A 17832-nucleotide genomic window follows, 5' to 3' on the forward strand; every position below is an offset into this window, starting at 1 on the left:
GGCTGGGCCAGTGCGGCGAGCTCTCCCGAGGCGATCATCTCGGCGAGCACCATCGCGGTGGTCTGCAGCGCCTCGACCTCCTCCTCGACATAGGTGCGCTTGGCGCGGTTCTGCACCACCAGCACGCCGAGCGTGTTGCCGGCGCGCAGGATCGGCACGCCGAGGAAGGAGTGGTAGATTTCCTCGCCGGTCTCGGGACGGAACGAGAAGGCCGGGTGGCTCTGGGCATCGCTCAGGTTGAGCGGCGTCGCCTCGCTCGCCACCAGGCCGACCAGGCCCTCATGGGCGCTTAGCACCGTGCGGTGCACCGCGGTGCGATTGAGCCCCTCGGTGGCGTAGAGCTCGAGTGTGTTGTCGATCCGAAGCACGTAAACCGAGCAGACCTCGGCGACCATGTTGGCCGCGATCAGCACCACGATCTTGTCCAATCGTTCCTGTGCGCTGACTTGCTCCGCCATGGTTTCGCGAAGCCGTCTCAACAGGACGCGGGGACCTCCCGACGTGCTTCGCATCTGCCTTCGTCCCCCTCCTGAAAGCCAGCCCGGCGCATCGCCGGAAGCTGGCGCTGACCTCGGGAAAAACTACAATCTTAATCATCGGCCGCCGCCATTCGCCAATGCGAATTTACGGCGGCTACTCGAGCGAATGTCAAATCCACCGCGACGTTGCCCTATCCTTGGCCGTATAGCGAATTGGCGCTTGTTTTGCCAAGCAAAACGCCTGCCAATGAGCAGCCCAAGGAACTTCGCCGCCGACGCCGCTTTTGCGCCTGCGAAGCGTTCGTGCCGCCAGGGCTCTTCCCGCCGGCGCGCCGATGGAGACAGTTCTTCTAAGCCTGATCCAGCCCGTAGAGGCTATGTAGTGTGCGGACCGCAAGCTCGGTATAGGCCGCATCAATCAGGACCGAGAATTTAATCTCCGATGTGGTGATGGCGCGGATGTTGATATTGCGCCCGGCGAGCGCGGCGAAGGCCTTTGCGGCGACGCCGGCATGGCTGCGCATGCCGCTGCCGATCACCGAAACCTTCGAGACGTCGTTCGCGGTGTCGAGCCGAGCATATCCGATCTTGCCCTTGGCCGCGGTAATGGTGTCGCGGGCGCGGCCGTAGTCCGAGGCGGGAACGGTAAAGGTCAGATCGGTGGTCTTGCCGTCCTCCGACACGTTCTGCACGATCATGTCGACATTGATATTGGCCGCCGCCAGCGGGCCGAAGATCGAGGCGGCCACCCCCGGCTTGTCCTCGATCTGGCGCAGCGAGATCTGAGCCTCGTCCTTGGAGAAGGCGATGCCGGTGACGACGTGGCTTTCCATGATTTCCTCCTCGCTGCAGATCAGCGTGCCCGGCGGCTGATTGGCGTGCGGGTCGACATCCTCGGGTTTGTCGAAGCTCGAGCGGACGAAGATCGGCATGTTGTGCACCATGCCGAGCTCGACCGAGCGGACCTGCAGCACTTTGGCGCCCAGCGAGGCCAGCTCCAGCATGTCCTCGAACGCGATCTTGTCGAGCCGGCGCGCCTTCGGAACCACGCGCGGGTCGGTGGTATAGACGCCGTCGACGTCGGTATAGATGTCGCAGCGGTCGGCGCGGATCGCGGCCGCGATGGCGACGGCCGAGGTATCCGATCCGCCGCGCCCGAGCGTCGTGATCCGTCCGGTCTGCGGGTTGATGCCCTGGAAGCCGGCGATCACGGCGACCTCCTTGCGGTCCTTGAATCGCTTCATCAGCTCCGAGCCGTCGATGTCGACGATGCGGGCCGAGGCATGGGCATCGCTGGTCTTGATCGGGATCTGCCAGCCCTGCCACGAGCGTGCCTGAATACCCATGTTCTGCAGCACGATCGCGAGCAACCCCGAGGTGACCTGCTCGCCCGAGGCGACCACGGCGTCATATTCGCGCGCATCGTGCATCGCCGAGGCGTCGCGGCACCACTCCACTAGTTCGTTGGTCTTGCCGGCCATTGCCGATACGACCACGGCCACGTCATGGCCGGCATCGACCTCGCGCTTCACATGACGCGCGACGTTGCGGATGCGTTCGATATTGGCGACGGATGTGCCGCCGAATTTCATCACGAGGCGGCTCATGACGAGGTGTATGTTCCTTCAAGGGGATAATTTTTTACCTGCGGGAAACCGTAGGCGCCAAGACTGAAACGCGCGTATACATAGCGCGGCGGCCGGGGGCAAGCTGGTTCCTGGGGATCGGTCGCGGCGGTCAAGTGAGGGTAGGTATGGGACGGTATATCGACGAGATCCTGCAACCCGGCGAGAAAGTTCTCTATTCGACCAATGCGCACTGGATATTCTATCTGCCCGCCATCGCGGCCTGGATCGTCGCGCTGGTCCTGCTCATCCTGTCCCGGGAGACGACGGTCCAGAGCGTCACGATGCTGGCGCTGGCGTCCGCCGTCGTGGTTGCGCTGGTGGCGCTGTATTTGACCGTCAGGGCCTGGTTCCATCGCCTGACCACCGAGACCGACGTGACCAACCGGCGCGTTGTCCACAAGACCGGGTTCATCCAGCGGCACACTTTCGAAATAGCGCTCGACAAGGTCGAGAGCGTCGACGTCGATCAGAGCATCGCGGGGCGAGTCTTCGATTACGGCAACGTGACGATCCTCGGCGTCGGCGAGGGCCGGGAGACCATTTCGACGATCGCCTCGCCGCTGGCGTTTCGCAACGCCATCACCGCGCGCTAGGAAGCCCATCGCATGGCCATGTCAGAGGACACTCGCAACCTCGGAGCCGGCGGACCCGGCTCGACGGTCGATCCGGCCGAGATCGCCAAATTCTCGAAACTGTCCGCCGAATGGTGGGACCCCAACGGCAAGATGGCCCCGTTGCACAGGATCAACCCGCTGCGGCTTGCCTATATCCGCGACGCCGCCTGCCGCAAGTTCGAGCGCAACGCCAAGAGCCTGAACTGCCTGAGCGGCCTGCGTATGCTCGACATCGGCTGCGGCGCCGGCCTGTTGTGCGAGCCGTTCACCCGGCTCGGCGCCGACGTGGTCGGGATCGATCCGGCGGCGAAGAACATCGCGGCCGCCAGGCTGCATGCGGAGAAGGGGCATCTGTCGATCGACTATCGCATCACCACGCTGGAAGACATGGATGCGCGCGAGCGCTTCGACATCGTGCTGGCGATGGAGGTGGTCGAGCACGTCACCGATGTCGGCGTCTTCCTCGGCCGCTGCGCCGCGATGCTCAAGCCGGGCGGGATGATGGTGGCCTCGACGCTGAACCGCAACTGGAAGAGCTTTGCGCTCGCGATCGTCGGCGCCGAATATGTGCTGCGCTGGCTGCCGCGCGGTACCCACCAGTGGAGCAAGTTCGTCACCCCCGACGAACTGACGAAGCATCTGCTCGACAACCGCCTCGTCGTCACCGAGCAGAGCGGCGTGGTCTACAATCCCTTCGCCGACAAATGGGGCCTCTCCACCGACATGGACGTGAATTACATGGTGGTCGCCGAACAGATGGTGTGAGGGAGGTCGCGAGAAGCCTTCGCAATAATAACTGTCGTCCCCGCGCAAGCAGGGACCCATAGCCACCGGCCGTCGTGGTAGTTGAACTCATAAAGGTTCGCCACTTGCCGGAGCTTGCCATGTATTACGTATACATCCTCGCAAGTCGCCGACACGGCACCTTGTACATCGGGGTAACCAATTCTGTCCGGAAACGGTTGGAGCAGCACCGCAACGGGCAGGGGTCGTCCTTTGTCAAGAAACACGAGGTGTTTCGGCTCGTGTATGTAGAGGAATACGAACGGGCCGAAGAGGCAATTGCGCGCGAAAAGCAACTAAAGAAGTGGAAGCGGGACTGGAAGATCGAGTTGATCGAGCGTGACAACCTCGAATGGCGCGATCTCAGCGACTTGTTGACGTGACGCATAGGGCGCCACATCCCCCGCTGTCGTCTCTGCGAACGCAGGGACCCATACCGCGGATTCTCTCAATGGGGCTGCACGGCCGTTGGCTGCTATCTTCAAAACGATCCCCTGTGGTTATGGGTCCCTGCTTTCGCAGGGACGACAGCGGAGTTCTTGATCGGCGGCGCAATCCTGTCATGCAGCAGCCCGGTTGACCGCATTCATCGCACCCGGCACGGTGGCCGCCCTTTCAGCCGGCATCATTCCCCATGTTCTCCGTCGCCACGCTGTGGATTCCCTTCACGCTGATCGCCGCGCTCGGGCAGGTCGCGCGCAACGCGATGCAGCGGCAGTTGACCGGTCCGCTCGGCACCTGGGGCGCTACCAATATCCGCTTCCTGTTCGGCTTCCCGTTCGCGATCCTGTTCTTTGCCGCCATGCTCGCGGCGTCCGGCGACGCGCTGCCGCATCCGACCGCGGCGTTCTGGCCGTGGCTGGTGCTGGGTGCGATGAGCCAGATCGTCGGCACCGGCTTGATGCTGCTCGCGATGAACGACCGGTCCTTCGTGGCGACCACCGCCTATCTCAAGACCGAGGCGATCCAGACCGCGATATTTGGCTTCGTTTTCCTCGGCGACCATCTGACGCTCGCCAAAATGGCGGCGATCCTGATTGCGACCATTGGTGTGATCGTCACGGCGCTGCGGTCCGGGGGCGAAAAGGGCCTCGCCGAGCTCCGGCCGACCGTGCTCGGCCTCGCGGCCGCCGCCACGTTTGCGCTGTCGGCGGTCGGCTTCCGCGGCGCCATCATCACGGTCAAGGGCGTCTCGTTCGTGACTGCGGCATCGTTCACGCTGGTGCTCGGGCTGTTCCTGCAGACGCTGGTCCTGACGATCTATCTGCTGGCGCGGGCGCCCGACGTGCTGCAGAAGATTTTTCGCCTGTGGCGATCGTCGATGTTTGCCGGCTTCATGGGCGCGTTCTCGTCGCAGTTCTGGTTCCTGGCCTTTGCGCTGACCGCGGCGGCAAATGTCCGGACGCTGGCGCTCGTCGAGGTGCTGTTCGCGCAGGCCGTGTCGCACTATCAGTTCAAACAACGGGCCTCGGCGCGGGAGCTTGTCGGCATCGTGCTGATCGTCGCCGGCGTCGGGCTGCTGGTCTCGGCCTGAGCGCTATGCTTTCACCGCGATCAGCACCGCGCCGGTCGCGATCAGGGCGATGCCGATCCAGCCATAGAGCGAAGGCCGTTCGCCGAGAAACACCACGCCGAACACCGCCACCAGCACCACGCTCAATTTGTCGATCGGCGCCACCAGCGTCGCCGGCCCGAGTTTCAGCGCGCGAAAATAGCACAGCCACGATGCACCGGTGCCGAGCCCGGACAGCAGCAGGAACAGCCAGCTCTTGCCCGACATTGGGCCGGGATTGGAGAGCTGGCCGGTTGCGAACAGGATCAGCGCAAGAGCAGCCAGCACGATGGCGGTGCGGATCAACGTGGCGAGATCGGAGTTGATGCCCTCGACACCGACTTTGGCGAAAATCGCCGTCAGCGCCGCGAAGGCGGCCGACAGCAGCGCCCAGATCTGCCAGGAGGAAGACACGTCGCTCACACAGTCCTTCGTTGATCGTCATTCCGGGGCGCGAGTAAAACGAGCGCACCCGGAATCTGGAGATTGCGGCGGGAGATTCCGGGTTCACGCTTCGCGTGCGCCGGAATGACGTGCAGAATCAATTCCGATCGTCGGGCAGCACCGGCAGCGGTGACACCTCGACACCCTCTTCGATCAGCGCACGCGCCTCCTCGTTCGAAGCCTCGCCATAGATCGGGCGGTGTTCGATCTCGCCGTAATGCATCTTGCGCGCCTCGTTGGGGAAGCGCTCGCCGACATTGTCGGCGTTCTTGACGATGTGATCGCGCAATTCCTTCAGCTTGGCGCGCAGCTCCCGCTCCTGCGCCATCATCAGCGGCGTCGATTCAGCGGCCGGGGGCTCGGTCACGGTGGGTGACTGGGGCGGCGGAGGCGTTTCCTTGGCGCGCTCCTTCCGGCCCACGATCCGCGGCGCCATGATCGCCTTCTCGATCTCGGTCGAATTGCAGACCGGGCAGGTCACGAGCTTGCGCCGAACCTGCGCGTCGTAGGCCGCGGAGTCCTGGAACCAGCTTTCGAAGGTGTGATCGCCCCCGCAGCGAAGCGCGTAGCGGATCATGCCGATCCCCGCACCAGATGCAGGTAGTCGGGGCCGGCTTTGGGATCGGCGAGGGTGAAACGGCGGCCATGCTGCAGCGAGGGAATGGCTTTCCGCGCAGTACCGACCTTCGCAGGATCGATTTCAGCGAGGAAGACGCCGGGGTCGATCCCGCCTTCCGCCAGCACCGTGCCCCATGGATCGACGATCAGCGAGTGCCCGAACGTCTCGCGCTTGTTCTCATGCAGCCCGCCCTGGGCGGCGGCGAACACGAAACAGCCGTTCTCGATGGCGCGGGCGCGCAAGAGGGTGTGCCAATGCGCCTCGCCGGTCTTGCGGGTGAAGGCGGAGGGCACGGTCAGGAACGAGGCGCCGCCCTCGGCAAGCGCGCGATACAGCGCCGGGAAGCGCACGTCGTAGCAGATCGAAAGACCAATGCGGCCCCACGGCAGGTCGGACATCACGGCGGTCTCGCCGGGCTGGTAGTTGGCCGACTCGCGATAGCTCTCGCCGTCGGGCAGCTCGATGTCGAACATGTGGATCTTGTCGTAGCTCGCCCGCAGCGCGCCGTCGGGGCCGATCAGGAACGAGCGGTTGACTGCCTTCTCCGGCGAGAAGCGCAGCGCCAGCGAGCCGATATGGAGATGGATCTTCAGCTCGGCCGCAAGCGCGCGATAGGCTTTCAGCGATGGATCGTCATCTTCGGTCTTTAGCTGCTCGAACAGCGCCTTGCGGTTCAGCTGCATCATGTTGCTGACCTCGGGCGTCAGCACATAATCGGCGCCCTGCGCCGCCGCCTCGCGGATCAGCGTCATGCCCTGTTCGAGGCTCGGTTCGGGCAGCAGCGAGGTGCGCATCTGCACCACCGCCGCCGTGAAGGTCGTGTTCGCGCTCATGTGCCGTTCTTCACTTCCGCGAGCAGTGGATCGAGCTTGCCGGCGCGGTCCAGCGCGTAGAGCTCGTCGCAGCCGCCGACATGCTTGTCGCCGATGAAGATCTGCGGGAAGGTCGCGCCATGTCCGGCGCGGTCATACATCGCCTGCCGCGATGACGGGTCCTTGCCGGCGTCATATTCGGTGAAGACGGCCTTTTTGCGGGCGAGCAGCGACTTGGCGGCGCTGCAATAGCCGCAGCCCGGACGCGTGTAGATTTCGATGGCCTCCGTCATGTCGCGCTTCCGATGCTCCGATTTGCCGCAGAAGGTGGATTATATGGGAGAGCGGGGCCCATCTACAACCCGGGCGAAGACCACGACGTCGACATGGGCCGCCTTCGCCCTAAGCAGTGCCCGCGCACATGCATCCACGGTCGCCCCTGAGGTCAGGACGTCGTCGACCAGCACGACATGCCGTCCCGCGACGTCGGCCTGCCGGCCAGTGGATACCTGAAATGCGCCCTGCACATTGCTGGCCCGCTGGGTGCGCGACAATCCGACCTGCTGCTCGGTCGCGCGCACCCGGCCCAGCGCCTCGCCGTTCAGCGCGACGCCGCTGTGCCGTGCGATGGCGCGCGCCAGCAACCCCGATTGGTTGTAGCGGCGGCCAAAGCCGCGCCGCCAGTGCAGCGGTACCGGAATCAGCATGTCGGCCTGTTCGAGCAGTTCCGCGCCGGCACGCGCCATCCAGCGGCCCATGATCGGCGCGAGGTCAGTGCGGTCCTGGTATTTGAGAGCATGGACCAAAGTGCGTGCGACCTCGTCATAGCGCACCGCGGCGCGGGCGCGATGATAGGCCGGGGGGCTCGCGATCGCCTCCATCGAGAGCAACTCCGGGCCGGGGTCGTAGACGAAGGGAATGCCGAGCCGCGGACAATAGGGTCTTGCGATGAAGGAGAGCTTTGACCAGCAGGTGGCGCAAACGCCCTCGCCGTGAACCGGCTCGCGGCAGGAAATGCACAAGGTCGGCAGCGCGATGTCGAGCGCGAGCCGCCACGCCGCGCGTCCCGCCGACAGCGCGGCGCGCCAGGAATGGGAAAATGAACCGGACAGGAGCGTGCTGGCGGACATCCATCCAGGCTAACGCCGGCATCCCGCCCGCTCAAGCTCTCATGATTGGTTGCCAGATGCCGGCTGAGGGGCGTAACCAGCCATCATGTCGACGGACTTGAACACGACGCCCCGCCTGTTCGACCGCGCGCTCCTGGTTGCGCGGCAGCGCCGTGCGCAGGCTGCGGGGCCCGTGCAGTTTCTGCTCGATCGCGTCACCGAGGACATGGAAGAACGGCTTGCCGCGGTCAAGCGCCGCTTCGTCGACATCGCCGACATCTGGACCCCGGGACATGGCCTGCGCGCGTCCTTGGAGGCGGGGTCGTTGACCCGCGTGGCGCCTGCGGATTCGGCCGACGAGGCGCTGCCGCTCGCGCCGGGATCGATCGACCTCGCGCTGTCGGCGCTCGCCTTCCAGTTCGTCAACGATCTGCCCGGCGTGCTGGCGCAAATCCGGCGCGCGCTCAGACCCGACGGGCTGCTGCTGGCGGCGATGATCGGCGGTGATACGCTGACCGAGCTCCGGCAATCCTTCGCAGCCGCCGAGGCCGAGTGCGAGAGCGGCGTATCGCCGCGCGTCGCGTCCTTTGCCGACCTGCGCGACATCGGTCAGCTCCTGCAGCGAGCGGGGTTGGCGCTGCCGGTCACGGACGTCGACCGCATCACGGTGCGCTATGGCAACGCTTTCGCATTGATGGCTGATCTCAGGCTGATGGGCGCAACCAACATCCTCATGGAACGTCGCCGCACGCCGACTCGGCGGGCCACCATGCTGCGCATGGCCGCGATCTATGCCGAACGTTTTGCAGACAGCGATGGCCGCATCCGCGCCACCTTCGACGTCATCTGGCTCTCCGCCTGGGCTCCGCATGAGAGCCAGCAAAAACCGCTGAAGCCGGGCTCCGCCAGGGCGAGCCTGGAAGATGCAGTGAAGAAGGGGAAGTCGTGAGCTGCGTAGAGCAGTGTAGGGTGAGCAAAGCGTAGCGTGCCCACCAACGATCTATCAACGGCAAGGATGGTGGGCACGGCGCGAAGACGCGCCTTTGCCCACCCTACGCAACTCACAGCAACAGATCTTCCAGATGCGGGATCAGCGGCAGGTCCGCGGGCGGCATCGGATAGTCGCGCAGTTTTGTCGCACGGACCCAGGCCAGTTGCTGGCCCTCGCGCGGTGTCACCATGCCCTCCCAGCGCCGGCAGATGTAGAGCGGCATCAAGAGGTGAAAGCTCTCATAGCCGTGGCTCGCAAAGGTGAGCGGTGCGAGACATGGCTCGGCGACCATGATGCCGAGTTCCTCGTGGAGCTCGCGGATCAGTGTCTGTTCGGGCCGCTCACCGGGCTCGACCTTGCCTCCGGGAAATTCCCATAAGCCCGCCATCGACTTTCCTTGCGGGCGCTGCGCGATCAGCACACGGCGGTCGGCGTCGATCAACGCGCAAGCGACGACGAGGGTGAGTTTGAGTTCGGCCATGCGATGGAGGGACGTTGGGGAGCGCCAAGGGTGGAAAAGAACCATTAACTCCGTTTCGTCCGTGTTTCTACGGCAGAGGTAAACCAAACTTAACAATCGGCCCCGTAAATTCCCGGAAGAAGTAGTTGAAAGCGGCATCCATTATGCGTGTCACTCTGCGTATGAGCAGCCGTTTCCTCGGCGACCGACGGGGCAACATCGCAGTGATCTTCGCGCTGACGATGGTCCCGACGATCTATCTGCTCGGCATGGCGCTCGATTACACCCAGGCCTTGCGCAAACAAGGACAGTTGAATGCGGCTGCCGATGCGGCCGCAATCGCCGCCGTCAGGCCCGCGATGCTGATGCAGACCGATGACGTGGCCCAGTCGACCGCCACCGCCATTTTCGGCTCGACCGCGAACAGTCTTCCCGGCCTGTCCTCCGTCCCGACGCCGGCGATCACGATCACCGATACCGGGCTGCAGCGCACCGTCACGGTGTCCTACAGCGCGCGGTCCATCAACAACTTTCCCAGTTTGCTTGGCAGCCAATCCTGGCCGATCGGCGGATCGTCGACGGCGCAGGCGTCGAGCGCGCCCAACATGAATTTCTATCTGCTGCTGGACGACTCGCCGTCGATGGGGATCGGCGCGACTCTGGCCGACATCAACAAACTCATCACGGCCACTGCCTCCGCGACGGCCACCGCCCCCGCGAAACAGCCGGCAAAACCCTCGCAGAATTGCGGCTTCGCCTGTCATGAAACCAATATCGCTCACGACGGCGGGACCGAGGATAACCTCGCGATCGCACGCAACAACAATGTCACCTTGCGGATCGATCTCGTGACGAATGCGGTCAACCAGTTGCTCAATACTTGGTCGGGCTGCCCGCAGTCGGGCGTGTCGGGCGGCGTCATGCAGTGCATGTCGGCCCTGAACAATACCACCTACAAGGCGGCGCTCTATACGTTCGACGTCGGGCTGAACACGCTGCAAACGCTGACCACCCCGACGACCGCCGGAACCAAGGTCAACAATATCGCGCTGATGCCGGTCGTCTACCAGAACTGCGTCTTTTCGGGCTGCTCTTCCACCAGCACCACCAATCCCAACACCGACTACGGCACCGATATCGCCGGCGCGCTTTCAAGCATCAACGACATCATGCCCGCTCCCGGGCTTGGCAGCAATGCCGCGAGAGATACGCCGCAGGAAGTGGTGTTCCTTGTCACCGACGGCGTCGAAGACAAGATCTCCTCAACTTGCCCCAACGCGACCTTTGCCTCCCACAGTCGATGCCAGCAGCCTCTCGACACGACGATGTGCGCGACGATCAAGAACCGGGGCATCCGCATCGCGATCCTCTACACGGAGTATCTGCAACTCATCAATCTTGGCCCCAATCAAGACATTACGGACGGCTGGTACATGAGCTGGGTGGACACGTACGACGAACCCAAGTCCTCAACCGGCACTATCGCACAAAATCTGCAATCGTGCGCCTCTCCCGGCCTGTTTAAGAATGTTCAAACCGGCGGCGACATCTCGGCCGCGCTCACGGACCTGTTCATCAAGGTCGCGTCGAGTACGGCCAACCTCACGCACTGAACAAGCGCCATGACAGACGTGGAAATTGCCGCAGGGACAAAACGCCGCAACCAATGCGCCGGCTTCATCGCCGACAGCAAGGGCGCAACGGCCGTGGAATTCGCCCTCGTTGCCGCGCCGTTCCTGGCCCTCATCGTCGCCCTGATCCAGACGTTTCTCGTCTTCTTTGCTCAGGAACTGCTCGAATCGGTCGTGCAGAAATCCAGCCGCCTCATCCTGACCGGTCAGGTGCAATCCCAGCAGATGAAACAGGACGATTTCAAGCAGGCCGTCTGCAACCAGATCGTCATCCTTTTCACCTGCGATGGCTTGATGGTCGATGTGCAGGTGGCCAATACCTGGTCGTCGGCAAATACATCCACGCCCACGTTGTCTTTCAAACCCGACGGAACGGTCGCGAATAGCTGGCAGTTCAATGCCGGGAGCACGGGCGATATCGTGGTGGTACGGGTGATGTATCAGTGGCCAGTCTTCCTGGGGCCGCTCGGTTTCAATCTTGCAAATCTTTCGAACGGCAACCGGCTGATCATGGCGTCCGCCGCCTTCCAGAACGAGCCATCCTGAAGGGGTGACCCATGACCAGTCTCGCATGGCGCGTGCGGCAACTATGGATGGATACGGACGCCGTCGCGGCCACCGAGTTCGCTATCGTGGTGCCGTTCATGTTGGTGCTTTACGTCGGCGGCGTCGAACTTGGCAACGGAATGTCGATCAATGTGAAAGTCAGCGAAACCGCACATACGGTTGCTGACCTGGTTTCGCAGAACACGCAGGTTACCGCGTCCCAGATGCAAGGCATTCTCGGCGCTTCGACGGCAACGCTTGCACCTTATCCCGTCGCCGACAAAGCCGGCCACTCGCTGGTCACGGTCACCGTATCCGAGGTCGCGACGGATGCCACCGGCAAGGCGACGGTGCAATGGAGTCAATCGTTCAATGGAACGACCGTTTCGACCGGAAGGCCTCTCGGTCAGGTGATGACATTACCCCCCGCGCTGACCGGAACATCGAACAACAATGTGTCGTTCATTCTGGGCGAAGTTTCCTACGTCTACACACCCAATCTCGGCTACACGATAAGTGGGACCGTGACGCTTCAAGACAGCTACTACTTATTCCCGCGCTGTTCGACGAACAGTCCCAGCAACTCTAGCTTTCCTTACTATGACGTCAAATTCCCCTCCTCGGCAACGTGTAGCTGCGTCCAACACATAAAGCAAAAGATCTGTTGAGCGCGGTGGTCGCTCGCGCGCAGCCTTGTAGGATGGAGCAAAGCGAAGCGTGCTCCACCCTTAACATGCTAGGCAGGGCGCGAAGACGCGCCTTTGCCCACCCTACGCATCTCGGGTTCGCCAGCACATCTAGCACATCTGTCAGATGCGAGGTCAGCCGCAGGTCGGCGAGCGGTATCGCATAGTCGCGCGTTTGCCGCGCGATCAGCACGCGGCGATCGGCATCGATCAGTGCGCAGGTGAACAACGAGCGTGGTTTGAGTTCGGCCCGGCGAAAGCGGCGGGCGGGCGACGGGGGGACCGTAGTAATACGGATATCCATTAACGGTGTTTGCCCCGGGTTTGCAGGGCCGGGGTAAACGAAAATTAACAGCCGGACCACAGATTACCGCAAGAAGTAATCAAAACGGCGTCCATTTATGCGTGTCATTTTACGTATGAGCAGCCGTTTCGGCGGCGACCTGCGCGGCAATGTTGCGGTGATTTTTGCGTTGGCCATCATCCCGGTCATGACGATGATCGGTGCGGCGGTCGACTATACGAGGGCGAACCAGCTGAAGAGCAAGCTGCAGAGCGCGGCCGACGCTGCGAGCGTCGGCTCGATCGCCAAGAACTCCACGGCTTTCGTTGCCGCCGGCAGCATGACGTCGGATGGCACGATCGCGGGCGGCGCCGTCGATGCGACCAACATCTTCAATGGCAATGTCCAGGGCTTGACGGGAGTTACGATCAACAGCGTGACGCCCACGGTCACCAAGACCGGTTCGACCCTCACCTCCGTGGTCGGCTACTCGGCCGATATTCCGACCTCCTTCATGGGCGTGATCGGCAAGACCTCGCTGACGGTGAACGGCACCTCGACGTCGACCGCGAACATTCCGCAATACATCGATTTCTACGTGCTGCTGGACAATTCCCCCTCGATGGGGGTCGGCGCGACGCCGACGGATGTCGCGACCATGGTCAACAACACGTCCGACAAGTGCGCGTTCGCCTGCCATGATCTCAACAACTCCAACAACTACTACAAGCTGGCGAAATCGCTGAACGTCACGACGCGGATCGACGTGCTGCGCACCGCCACGCAGAACCTGATGGCTACCGCGCAGAGCACGCAGACCTATTCGACCCAGTTCCGGATGGCGATTTATGATTTCGGCGCGTCCTCGGACACGCAGGGCCTGCGCTCGCTGTTCTCGCTGTCCTCGAGCCTGTCCAGCGCCCAGACCGCGGCGGGAAACATCGACCTGATGACGGTCAACGGGCAGAATGACAACAACGACCAGGACACCGGCTTTTCGACGATCATGCCGGCGATCGACAAGGCGATCACGACGCCGGGCAACGGCACGTCCGGCTCGCCGCTGAAATATCTGTTCTTCGTCTCCGACGGCGTCGCCGACGAAAACAATCCGAGCAACTGCATCAAGTCGACCACGTCGAGCGGGCGCTGCCAGTCGCCGATCGACCCGACGCTGTGCGCCAACATGAAGAACCGCGGGGTCAAGATCGCGGTGCTCTACACGACCTACCTGCAGCTGCCGACCAACTCCTGGTACATGACCTGGATTAACCCCTTCAATGCAGGTCCATGGGGTCCCTCGCCGAACAGCCAGATCGCCCAGAACATGCAGTCCTGTGCCTCGCCCGGCTTCTACTTCGAGGTCTCACCGACCCAGGGCATCTCGGACGCCATGAACACGCTGTTCGCGAAGGCCGTGATGGACGCGCGCATCAGCAGGTGACGGCAAAGCCGTCATCCCGGGGCGCCTCGAAGCGTGCAAAGCCGGTATGTCGAGATCCTCAGCTGCGCAATGTGCTTCATCCGTCATTGCGAGCAAAGCGAAGCAATCCAGACTGTCGCCGCGGGGACGGTCTGGATTGCTTCGGCGCCATGGCGCCTCGCAATGACATGGAAAGAGTTCTCCGCCCAGCCCTGACGAGCGAAGCGAGCAGCTGATCGAGGCATCGCTCTATGCGCCCGAAGCTGAAGCTGCCGAAAGGCTAGCTCCTCATAATGGTCTCGGTTTCGCCACCCGAATAACGACAATCACGACCGGTAGTCGCCGTTGATCGCGACATACTCTTTGGTGAGATCGCAGGTCAGCACGCGATCCCGGCCCTTGCCGAGGCCCAGCGACACCTTGATCTGGATCTTCGGCTGCTTCATCGCCTCCGAGACCTCGGCCTCGTCATAGGAGGGATCGCGGGCGCCGCGCGTCGCGACGCGGATGCCGTTGAACGCGATCGACAGTCTGTCGCGGTCGGCCGGCTCGCCGGCCTTGCCGACCGCCATCACCACGCGGCCCCAATTGGCGTCCTCGCCGGCGATCGCGGTCTTGACCAGCGGCGAATTGGCGATCGACATCGCGATCTTTCGCGCCGATGCCTTGGAGACGGCGCCTTCGACGATGATCTCGACCAGCTTGCGCGCGCCTTCGCCGTCGCGCGCCACTTGTTCGGCGAGATCGGCGAGCACCGCGACGAACGCCTTGCTGAAAGCCTTTAGGCGCGGGTCGCTGGCGCGGCTGATCTTTGGCGCGCCGCTCGCCGCGGCGGCGCCGGTGGCGAATGCCAGCAGCGTGTCCGAGGTCGAGGTGTCGCCATCGATGGTGACGGCGTTGAACGTGTCCTCGACGCCGGCCTTGAGCAGCCCCTGCAGGGCGGCGGGCGCGATCGGCGCGTCGGTGAAGACAAAGGACAGCATGGTCGCCATGTCGGGCATGATCATGCCGGCGCCCTTGGCCATGCCGCTGATCGTGACCTTGGTCTTGCCGAGCTTGACGGTTCGGGTCGCGACCTTCGGAAACGTGTCGGTGGTCATGATCGCCTTGGCCGCGCCCATCCAGTCCTCGCCCTCAGCACGTTCGGCGAGCGCGCCGAGCACGCCGTCGAACTTGGTCGCATCGAGCGGCTCGCCGATCACGCCGGTGGAGGCGAGAAAGACCTCGCTCGGCTTGCAGCCGACCGCCTTGGCGGCAATCGCCGCGGTCAGCGCGGTCGACTGTTTTCCGGTCTTGCCGGTGAAGGCGTTGGCATTGCCGGAATTGACCACCAGCGCGCGGGCTTTTCCGCCCTTGACGAGCTTGCGGCACCATTCGACGGGTGCGGAGGCGCATTTCGATGTGGTGAAGACGCCGGCCACCGCGGTGCCCTGGTCGAGCACGGCAAGCAGCACGTCGGTACGGCCCTTGTAGCGGATGCCGGCTTCGGCGGTGGCGAGCCTGACGCCCGCAATCGCGGGCATGTCCGGGACATCGGTCGGGGCGAGCGGAGAAACGCTTGAGGACATGGCGGCGCCTATCGATAAAAAGATGCCCGGCGCGAGGCCGGGCATGACGTGTCAATACTCAAATTCGAGCGCGAAGTCGATTTACTTCTTTGCCGGTGCCACCGCGTCGGTCGGCTTGGCCTCGGACTTGGCCGCATCCGCCGGCTTGTCCGTGCGCTCGATCTTGGCGGCCTCGCGCAGCTTGGAGACGTAGTCCGCCTGCGCCTTGCGCGTCACATAGGTCTCGATCTGGCCCCTGACCTGTTCGAAATCGGGCGGCTTGCGGTTGCGCTTCTCTTCGACCTTGATGACGTGCCAGCCGAACTGGGTTTTGACCGGATCGGAAATCTTGCCGGGTTCGAGCGAGAAGGCGACGTTGGCGAATTCCGGCACCATCTGGTCCTTGGTGAAGAAGCCGAGATCGCCGCCATCGGCGGAGCCGGGATCCTTCGACTTCTTCTTGGCGAGCTCGGCGAAATCGCCTCCCTTCTTCAACTCGTCCTCGATCGCCTTGGCCTCGTCCTCGGTCTCGACCAGGATGTGGCGGGCATGAACCTCCTGTTCGCCGGAGATCTGCTTCGAGGCGTCCTCATAGACCTTCTTCATGGCGTCGTCTGTCGTCGCGGCCTTGCCTTCGCTGGCGAGCAGATTGTCCATCAAGAGCCGGTTGCGGGCGAACGCCATCCGCTTCTTGAAATCGTCGCTGTCCTGGACCTTCTTGTCCTCGGCCGCCTTGGCCACGAGCTTCATGTCGATCAGGAAGGACAGCACGTTGTCGTCCTTAGTCGAAGGATCCATCTGCGCGAGGCTCGGGCCCAATTCCTCCTCGGCAAGCGTCAGGTCGCTCTTGCGGATTTCGGTGCCGTTAACTTTGGCGAGCACCGGATTTGCGTCCTCCGCGCGGACGTGACCGGCGAACAGCGCAAGCGCAAAAACGCCTGTCAGGGCCGCCGAGGCGAGGCCCCGGCGCATGCCGGTTTTCGTTACCGGGAACGAAGTGGTCATGGAAAATCCTTGTTGTCTTTAGGGGAAGCGTCGGGCGGCCGGACACTCGCCCAATCGCGGCGCCTTGGCAACGCGAAAAGTCTGTCAAAATCATGAATTCCCGGACAGGACTGCTGTTCCAAAGCGCTGCAATCCAAGGCCGCGGCACCGCGGCGCGGGCACGGCGGCCCAAGCGCCGCCGTTGACAAGCCCCCCACCCAGCCATATCTGTGCCGGCGTCGTGTCAGCAGCGACAACGCTCATTTTGCTGGTGTTTTTGCCGCTGACCCCCGAACTGACGAACTCCCACTCATTTGGCGGACGAGCCCTCGACCGGGGCTTGTACCACGGCGCGTCACAGTGAGTTGATAGACGACCGGACGGACTTCATTCACGGCCGCGAAAAGCAGAGCCGCAAACCTTAGGAAATCGGCATGATCGGCGCGCTCGCCCGCAAGTTTTTCGGCTCCGCCAACGACCGGCGGGTCAAGGCTTACATGCCTCGGGTCAACGACATCAATGCGCTCGAGGCGGAGGTGGCTGCGCTCTCCGATGAGGCGCTGAAGGCGCGCACCGCCGAGTTTCGAAAGGCACTCGCCGAAGGCAAGACGCTCGACGACATCCTGGTGCCGGCGTTCGCGACGGTGCGCGAGGCCGCCAAGCGCACGCTGGGGCAGCGGCATTTCGACGTGCAGCTGATCGGCGGCATGGTGCTGCACGAGGGCGACATCGCCGAGATGAAGACCGGCGAAGGCAAGACGCTGGTGGCGACCCTGGCCGTGTATCTCAACGCGCTCGCCGGCAAGGGCGTCCATGTCGTGACCGTCAACGACTACCTCGCCCGCCGCGACGCCGGCTGGATGGGCCAGATCTACTCCTTCCTCGGCATGACCACGGGCGTGATCGTGCACGGGCTCGACGACGCCGAGCGCAAGGCCGCCTATGGCTGCGACATCACCTACGGCACCAACAACGAATACGGCTTCGACTATCTGCGCGACAACATGAAGTACCGCCTCGAGGACATGGTCCAGCGCGGGCACTATTTTGCGATCGTCGACGAGGTGGACTCGATCCTGATCGACGAGGCGCGCACGCCACTGATCATCTCCGGGCCGCTCGACGACCGTTCGGATTTCTACAACACCATCGACACCTTTTTCCCGAAGCTTGCAAAGACCGACTACGAGGTCGATGAGAAGCAGCGCACCGTGACCCTGACCGAAGCCGGCATGGAGAAA

19 protein-coding genes and 1 pseudogene are annotated in these 17832 nt (G+C 63.3%); 10 read left to right on the top strand and 10 right to left on the bottom strand.

Annotation, left to right across the window (positions count from 1 at the left end; genetic code table 11):
• Positions 1-512, bottom strand: a 512-nt coding sequence (locus JOZ76_RS36475) for a GAF domain-containing protein (protein ID WP_291706217.1), incomplete at its 3' end; no start/stop codon positions are given.
• 317 nt (positions 513-829) lie between these two features.
• The gene (locus tag JOZ76_RS36480; protein ID WP_291706218.1) at positions 830-2086 is read right to left on the bottom strand and encodes an aspartate kinase; all 1257 of its coding nucleotides are present in this window, start codon (positions 2084-2086) and stop codon (positions 830-832) included.
• 146 nt (positions 2087-2232) lie between these two features.
• Between JOZ76_RS36480 and JOZ76_RS36485 the strand changes: the two genes are divergently transcribed.
• The 4 genes from JOZ76_RS36485 to JOZ76_RS36500 all read left to right on the top strand — a co-directional run bounded on the left by JOZ76_RS36485 (position 2233) and on the right by JOZ76_RS36500 (position 5038).
• Positions 2233-2700, top strand: a complete 468-nt coding sequence (locus JOZ76_RS36485; protein ID WP_291706219.1) for a PH domain-containing protein — start codon at positions 2233-2235, stop codon at positions 2698-2700.
• A 12-nt stretch (positions 2701-2712) separates the two neighbouring features.
• Positions 2713-3486, top strand: a complete 774-nt coding sequence (ubiG, locus tag JOZ76_RS36490; protein WP_291706220.1) for a bifunctional 2-polyprenyl-6-hydroxyphenol methylase/3-demethylubiquinol 3-O-methyltransferase UbiG — start codon at positions 2713-2715, stop codon at positions 3484-3486.
• 119 nt (positions 3487-3605) lie between these two features.
• A complete protein-coding gene (locus tag JOZ76_RS36495; RefSeq protein ID WP_291706221.1) occupies positions 3606-3887 on the top strand; it encodes a GIY-YIG nuclease family protein in 282 nt (93 codons plus the stop codon).
• A gap of 251 nt (positions 3888-4138) precedes the next feature.
• Entirely contained in the window at positions 4139-5038 is a 900-nt protein-coding gene (locus JOZ76_RS36500) for an EamA family transporter (protein WP_291706222.1), read from the top strand.
• Positions 5039-5041: 3 nt separating this feature from the next.
• Here the strand turns inward: JOZ76_RS36500 and JOZ76_RS36505 are convergent, their stop codons facing one another.
• The 5 genes from JOZ76_RS36505 to JOZ76_RS36525 all read right to left on the bottom strand — a co-directional run bounded on the left by JOZ76_RS36505 (position 5042) and on the right by JOZ76_RS36525 (position 8061).
• Entirely contained in the window at positions 5042-5479 is a 438-nt protein-coding gene (locus JOZ76_RS36505; protein WP_291706223.1) for an EamA family transporter, read from the bottom strand.
• Positions 5480-5597: 118 nt separating this feature from the next.
• Positions 5598-6077 carry a DUF1178 family protein gene (locus JOZ76_RS36510; RefSeq protein WP_291706224.1) on the bottom strand — a complete coding sequence of 160 codons (480 nt, stop codon included), beginning with the start codon at positions 6075-6077 and terminating at the stop codon, positions 5598-5600.
• Complete coding sequence (locus JOZ76_RS36515; protein ID WP_291706225.1) at positions 6074-6952, bottom strand: carbon-nitrogen hydrolase family protein; 879 nt, start codon at positions 6950-6952, stop codon at positions 6074-6076. The genes JOZ76_RS36510 and JOZ76_RS36515 overlap by 4 nt, the downstream gene beginning before the upstream one ends.
• Positions 6949-7224: a glutaredoxin 3 gene (gene grxC, locus JOZ76_RS36520; protein WP_291706226.1), complete on the bottom strand. Its 276-nt coding sequence runs from the start codon at positions 7222-7224 to the stop codon at positions 6949-6951. The genes JOZ76_RS36515 and grxC overlap by 4 nt, the downstream gene beginning before the upstream one ends.
• A 39-nt stretch (positions 7225-7263) precedes the next feature.
• The gene (locus JOZ76_RS36525) at positions 7264-8061 is read right to left on the bottom strand and encodes a ComF family protein (protein WP_291706227.1); all 798 of its coding nucleotides are present in this window, start codon (positions 8059-8061) and stop codon (positions 7264-7266) included.
• An 85-nt stretch (positions 8062-8146) separates the two neighbouring features.
• On the opposite strand from JOZ76_RS36525, the gene JOZ76_RS36530 reads away from it, so the two are divergent.
• Positions 8147-8989 (top strand): methyltransferase domain-containing protein, encoded by an 843-nt coding sequence (locus tag JOZ76_RS36530; RefSeq protein WP_291706228.1) that lies wholly within the window; start codon positions 8147-8149, stop codon positions 8987-8989.
• A 112-nt stretch (positions 8990-9101) separates the two neighbouring features.
• Here the strand turns inward: JOZ76_RS36530 and JOZ76_RS36535 are convergent, their stop codons facing one another.
• Positions 9102-9512, bottom strand: coding sequence for a (deoxy)nucleoside triphosphate pyrophosphohydrolase (locus JOZ76_RS36535; RefSeq protein ID WP_291706229.1), 411 nt, complete (start codon positions 9510-9512; stop codon positions 9102-9104).
• 143 nt (positions 9513-9655) lie between these two features.
• On the opposite strand from JOZ76_RS36535, the gene JOZ76_RS36540 reads away from it, so the two are divergent.
• The 4 genes from JOZ76_RS36540 (at position 9656) to JOZ76_RS36555 (ending at position 14081) form a co-directional block, all read left to right on the top strand.
• Positions 9656-11104: a TadE/TadG family type IV pilus assembly protein gene (locus JOZ76_RS36540; RefSeq protein WP_291706235.1), complete on the top strand. Its 1449-nt coding sequence runs from the start codon at positions 9656-9658 to the stop codon at positions 11102-11104.
• 9 nt (positions 11105-11113) lie between these two features.
• Positions 11114-11668 (top strand): TadE/TadG family type IV pilus assembly protein, encoded by a 555-nt coding sequence (locus JOZ76_RS36545; RefSeq protein ID WP_291706230.1) that lies wholly within the window; start codon positions 11114-11116, stop codon positions 11666-11668.
• 11 nt (positions 11669-11679) lie between these two features.
• Positions 11680-12336: a TadE/TadG family type IV pilus assembly protein gene (locus JOZ76_RS36550; RefSeq protein ID WP_291706231.1), complete on the top strand. Its 657-nt coding sequence runs from the start codon at positions 11680-11682 to the stop codon at positions 12334-12336.
• 419 nt (positions 12337-12755) lie between these two features.
• On the top strand, positions 12756-14081 hold the full coding sequence (locus JOZ76_RS36555) for a TadE/TadG family type IV pilus assembly protein (protein WP_291706232.1): 1326 nt from the start codon (positions 12756-12758) through the stop codon (positions 14079-14081).
• 305 nt (positions 14082-14386) lie between these two features.
• Here the strand turns inward: JOZ76_RS36555 and argJ are convergent, their stop codons facing one another.
• A complete protein-coding gene (argJ, locus tag JOZ76_RS36560) occupies positions 14387-15628 on the bottom strand; it encodes a bifunctional glutamate N-acetyltransferase/amino-acid acetyltransferase ArgJ (protein WP_291706233.1) in 1242 nt (413 codons plus the stop codon).
• Between the two features lie 81 nt (positions 15629-15709).
• Positions 15710-16612 (bottom strand): peptidylprolyl isomerase, encoded by a 903-nt coding sequence (locus JOZ76_RS36565; protein WP_291706234.1) that lies wholly within the window; start codon positions 16610-16612, stop codon positions 15710-15712.
• A 413-nt stretch (positions 16613-17025) separates the two neighbouring features.
• Between JOZ76_RS36565 and JOZ76_RS36570 the strand changes: the two are divergent.
• Positions 17026-17832 (top strand): annotated as a pseudogene (locus JOZ76_RS36570) (preprotein translocase subunit SecA); the annotation flags it as partial.

The organism is Bradyrhizobium sp., from assembly GCF_019244115.1.
Taxonomy (GTDB): domain Bacteria; phylum Pseudomonadota; class Alphaproteobacteria; order Rhizobiales; family Xanthobacteraceae; genus Bradyrhizobium.

Coding starts and splice junctions, on each gene's coding strand:
- JOZ76_RS36480 (WP_291706218.1), bottom strand. CDS start 2,086: ATGAGCCGCCTCGTGATGAAATTCGGCGGCACATCCGTCGCCAATATC.
- JOZ76_RS36485 (WP_291706219.1), top strand. CDS start 2,233: ATGGGACGGTATATCGACGAGATCCTGCAACCCGGCGAGAAAGTTCTC.
- ubiG (WP_291706220.1), top strand. CDS start 2,713: ATGGCCATGTCAGAGGACACTCGCAACCTCGGAGCCGGCGGACCCGGC.
- JOZ76_RS36495 (WP_291706221.1), top strand. CDS start 3,606: ATGTATTACGTATACATCCTCGCAAGTCGCCGACACGGCACCTTGTAC.
- JOZ76_RS36500 (WP_291706222.1), top strand. CDS start 4,139: ATGTTCTCCGTCGCCACGCTGTGGATTCCCTTCACGCTGATCGCCGCG.
- JOZ76_RS36510 (WP_291706224.1), bottom strand. CDS start 6,077: ATGATCCGCTACGCGCTTCGCTGCGGGGGCGATCACACCTTCGAAAGC.
- JOZ76_RS36515 (WP_291706225.1), bottom strand. CDS start 6,952: ATGAGCGCGAACACGACCTTCACGGCGGCGGTGGTGCAGATGCGCACC.
- grxC (WP_291706226.1), bottom strand. CDS start 7,224: ATGACGGAGGCCATCGAAATCTACACGCGTCCGGGCTGCGGCTATTGC.
- JOZ76_RS36525 (WP_291706227.1), bottom strand. CDS start 8,061: ATGTCCGCCAGCACGCTCCTGTCCGGTTCATTTTCCCATTCCTGGCGC.
- JOZ76_RS36530 (WP_291706228.1), top strand. CDS start 8,147: ATGTCGACGGACTTGAACACGACGCCCCGCCTGTTCGACCGCGCGCTC.
- JOZ76_RS36535 (WP_291706229.1), bottom strand. CDS start 9,512: ATGGCCGAACTCAAACTCACCCTCGTCGTCGCTTGCGCGTTGATCGAC.
- JOZ76_RS36540 (WP_291706235.1), top strand. CDS start 9,656: ATGCGTGTCACTCTGCGTATGAGCAGCCGTTTCCTCGGCGACCGACGG.
- JOZ76_RS36545 (WP_291706230.1), top strand. CDS start 11,114: ATGACAGACGTGGAAATTGCCGCAGGGACAAAACGCCGCAACCAATGC.
- JOZ76_RS36550 (WP_291706231.1), top strand. CDS start 11,680: ATGACCAGTCTCGCATGGCGCGTGCGGCAACTATGGATGGATACGGAC.
- JOZ76_RS36555 (WP_291706232.1), top strand. CDS start 12,756: ATGCGTGTCATTTTACGTATGAGCAGCCGTTTCGGCGGCGACCTGCGC.
- argJ (WP_291706233.1), bottom strand. CDS start 15,628: ATGTCCTCAAGCGTTTCTCCGCTCGCCCCGACCGATGTCCCGGACATG.
- JOZ76_RS36565 (WP_291706234.1), bottom strand. CDS start 16,612: ATGACCACTTCGTTCCCGGTAACGAAAACCGGCATGCGCCGGGGCCTC.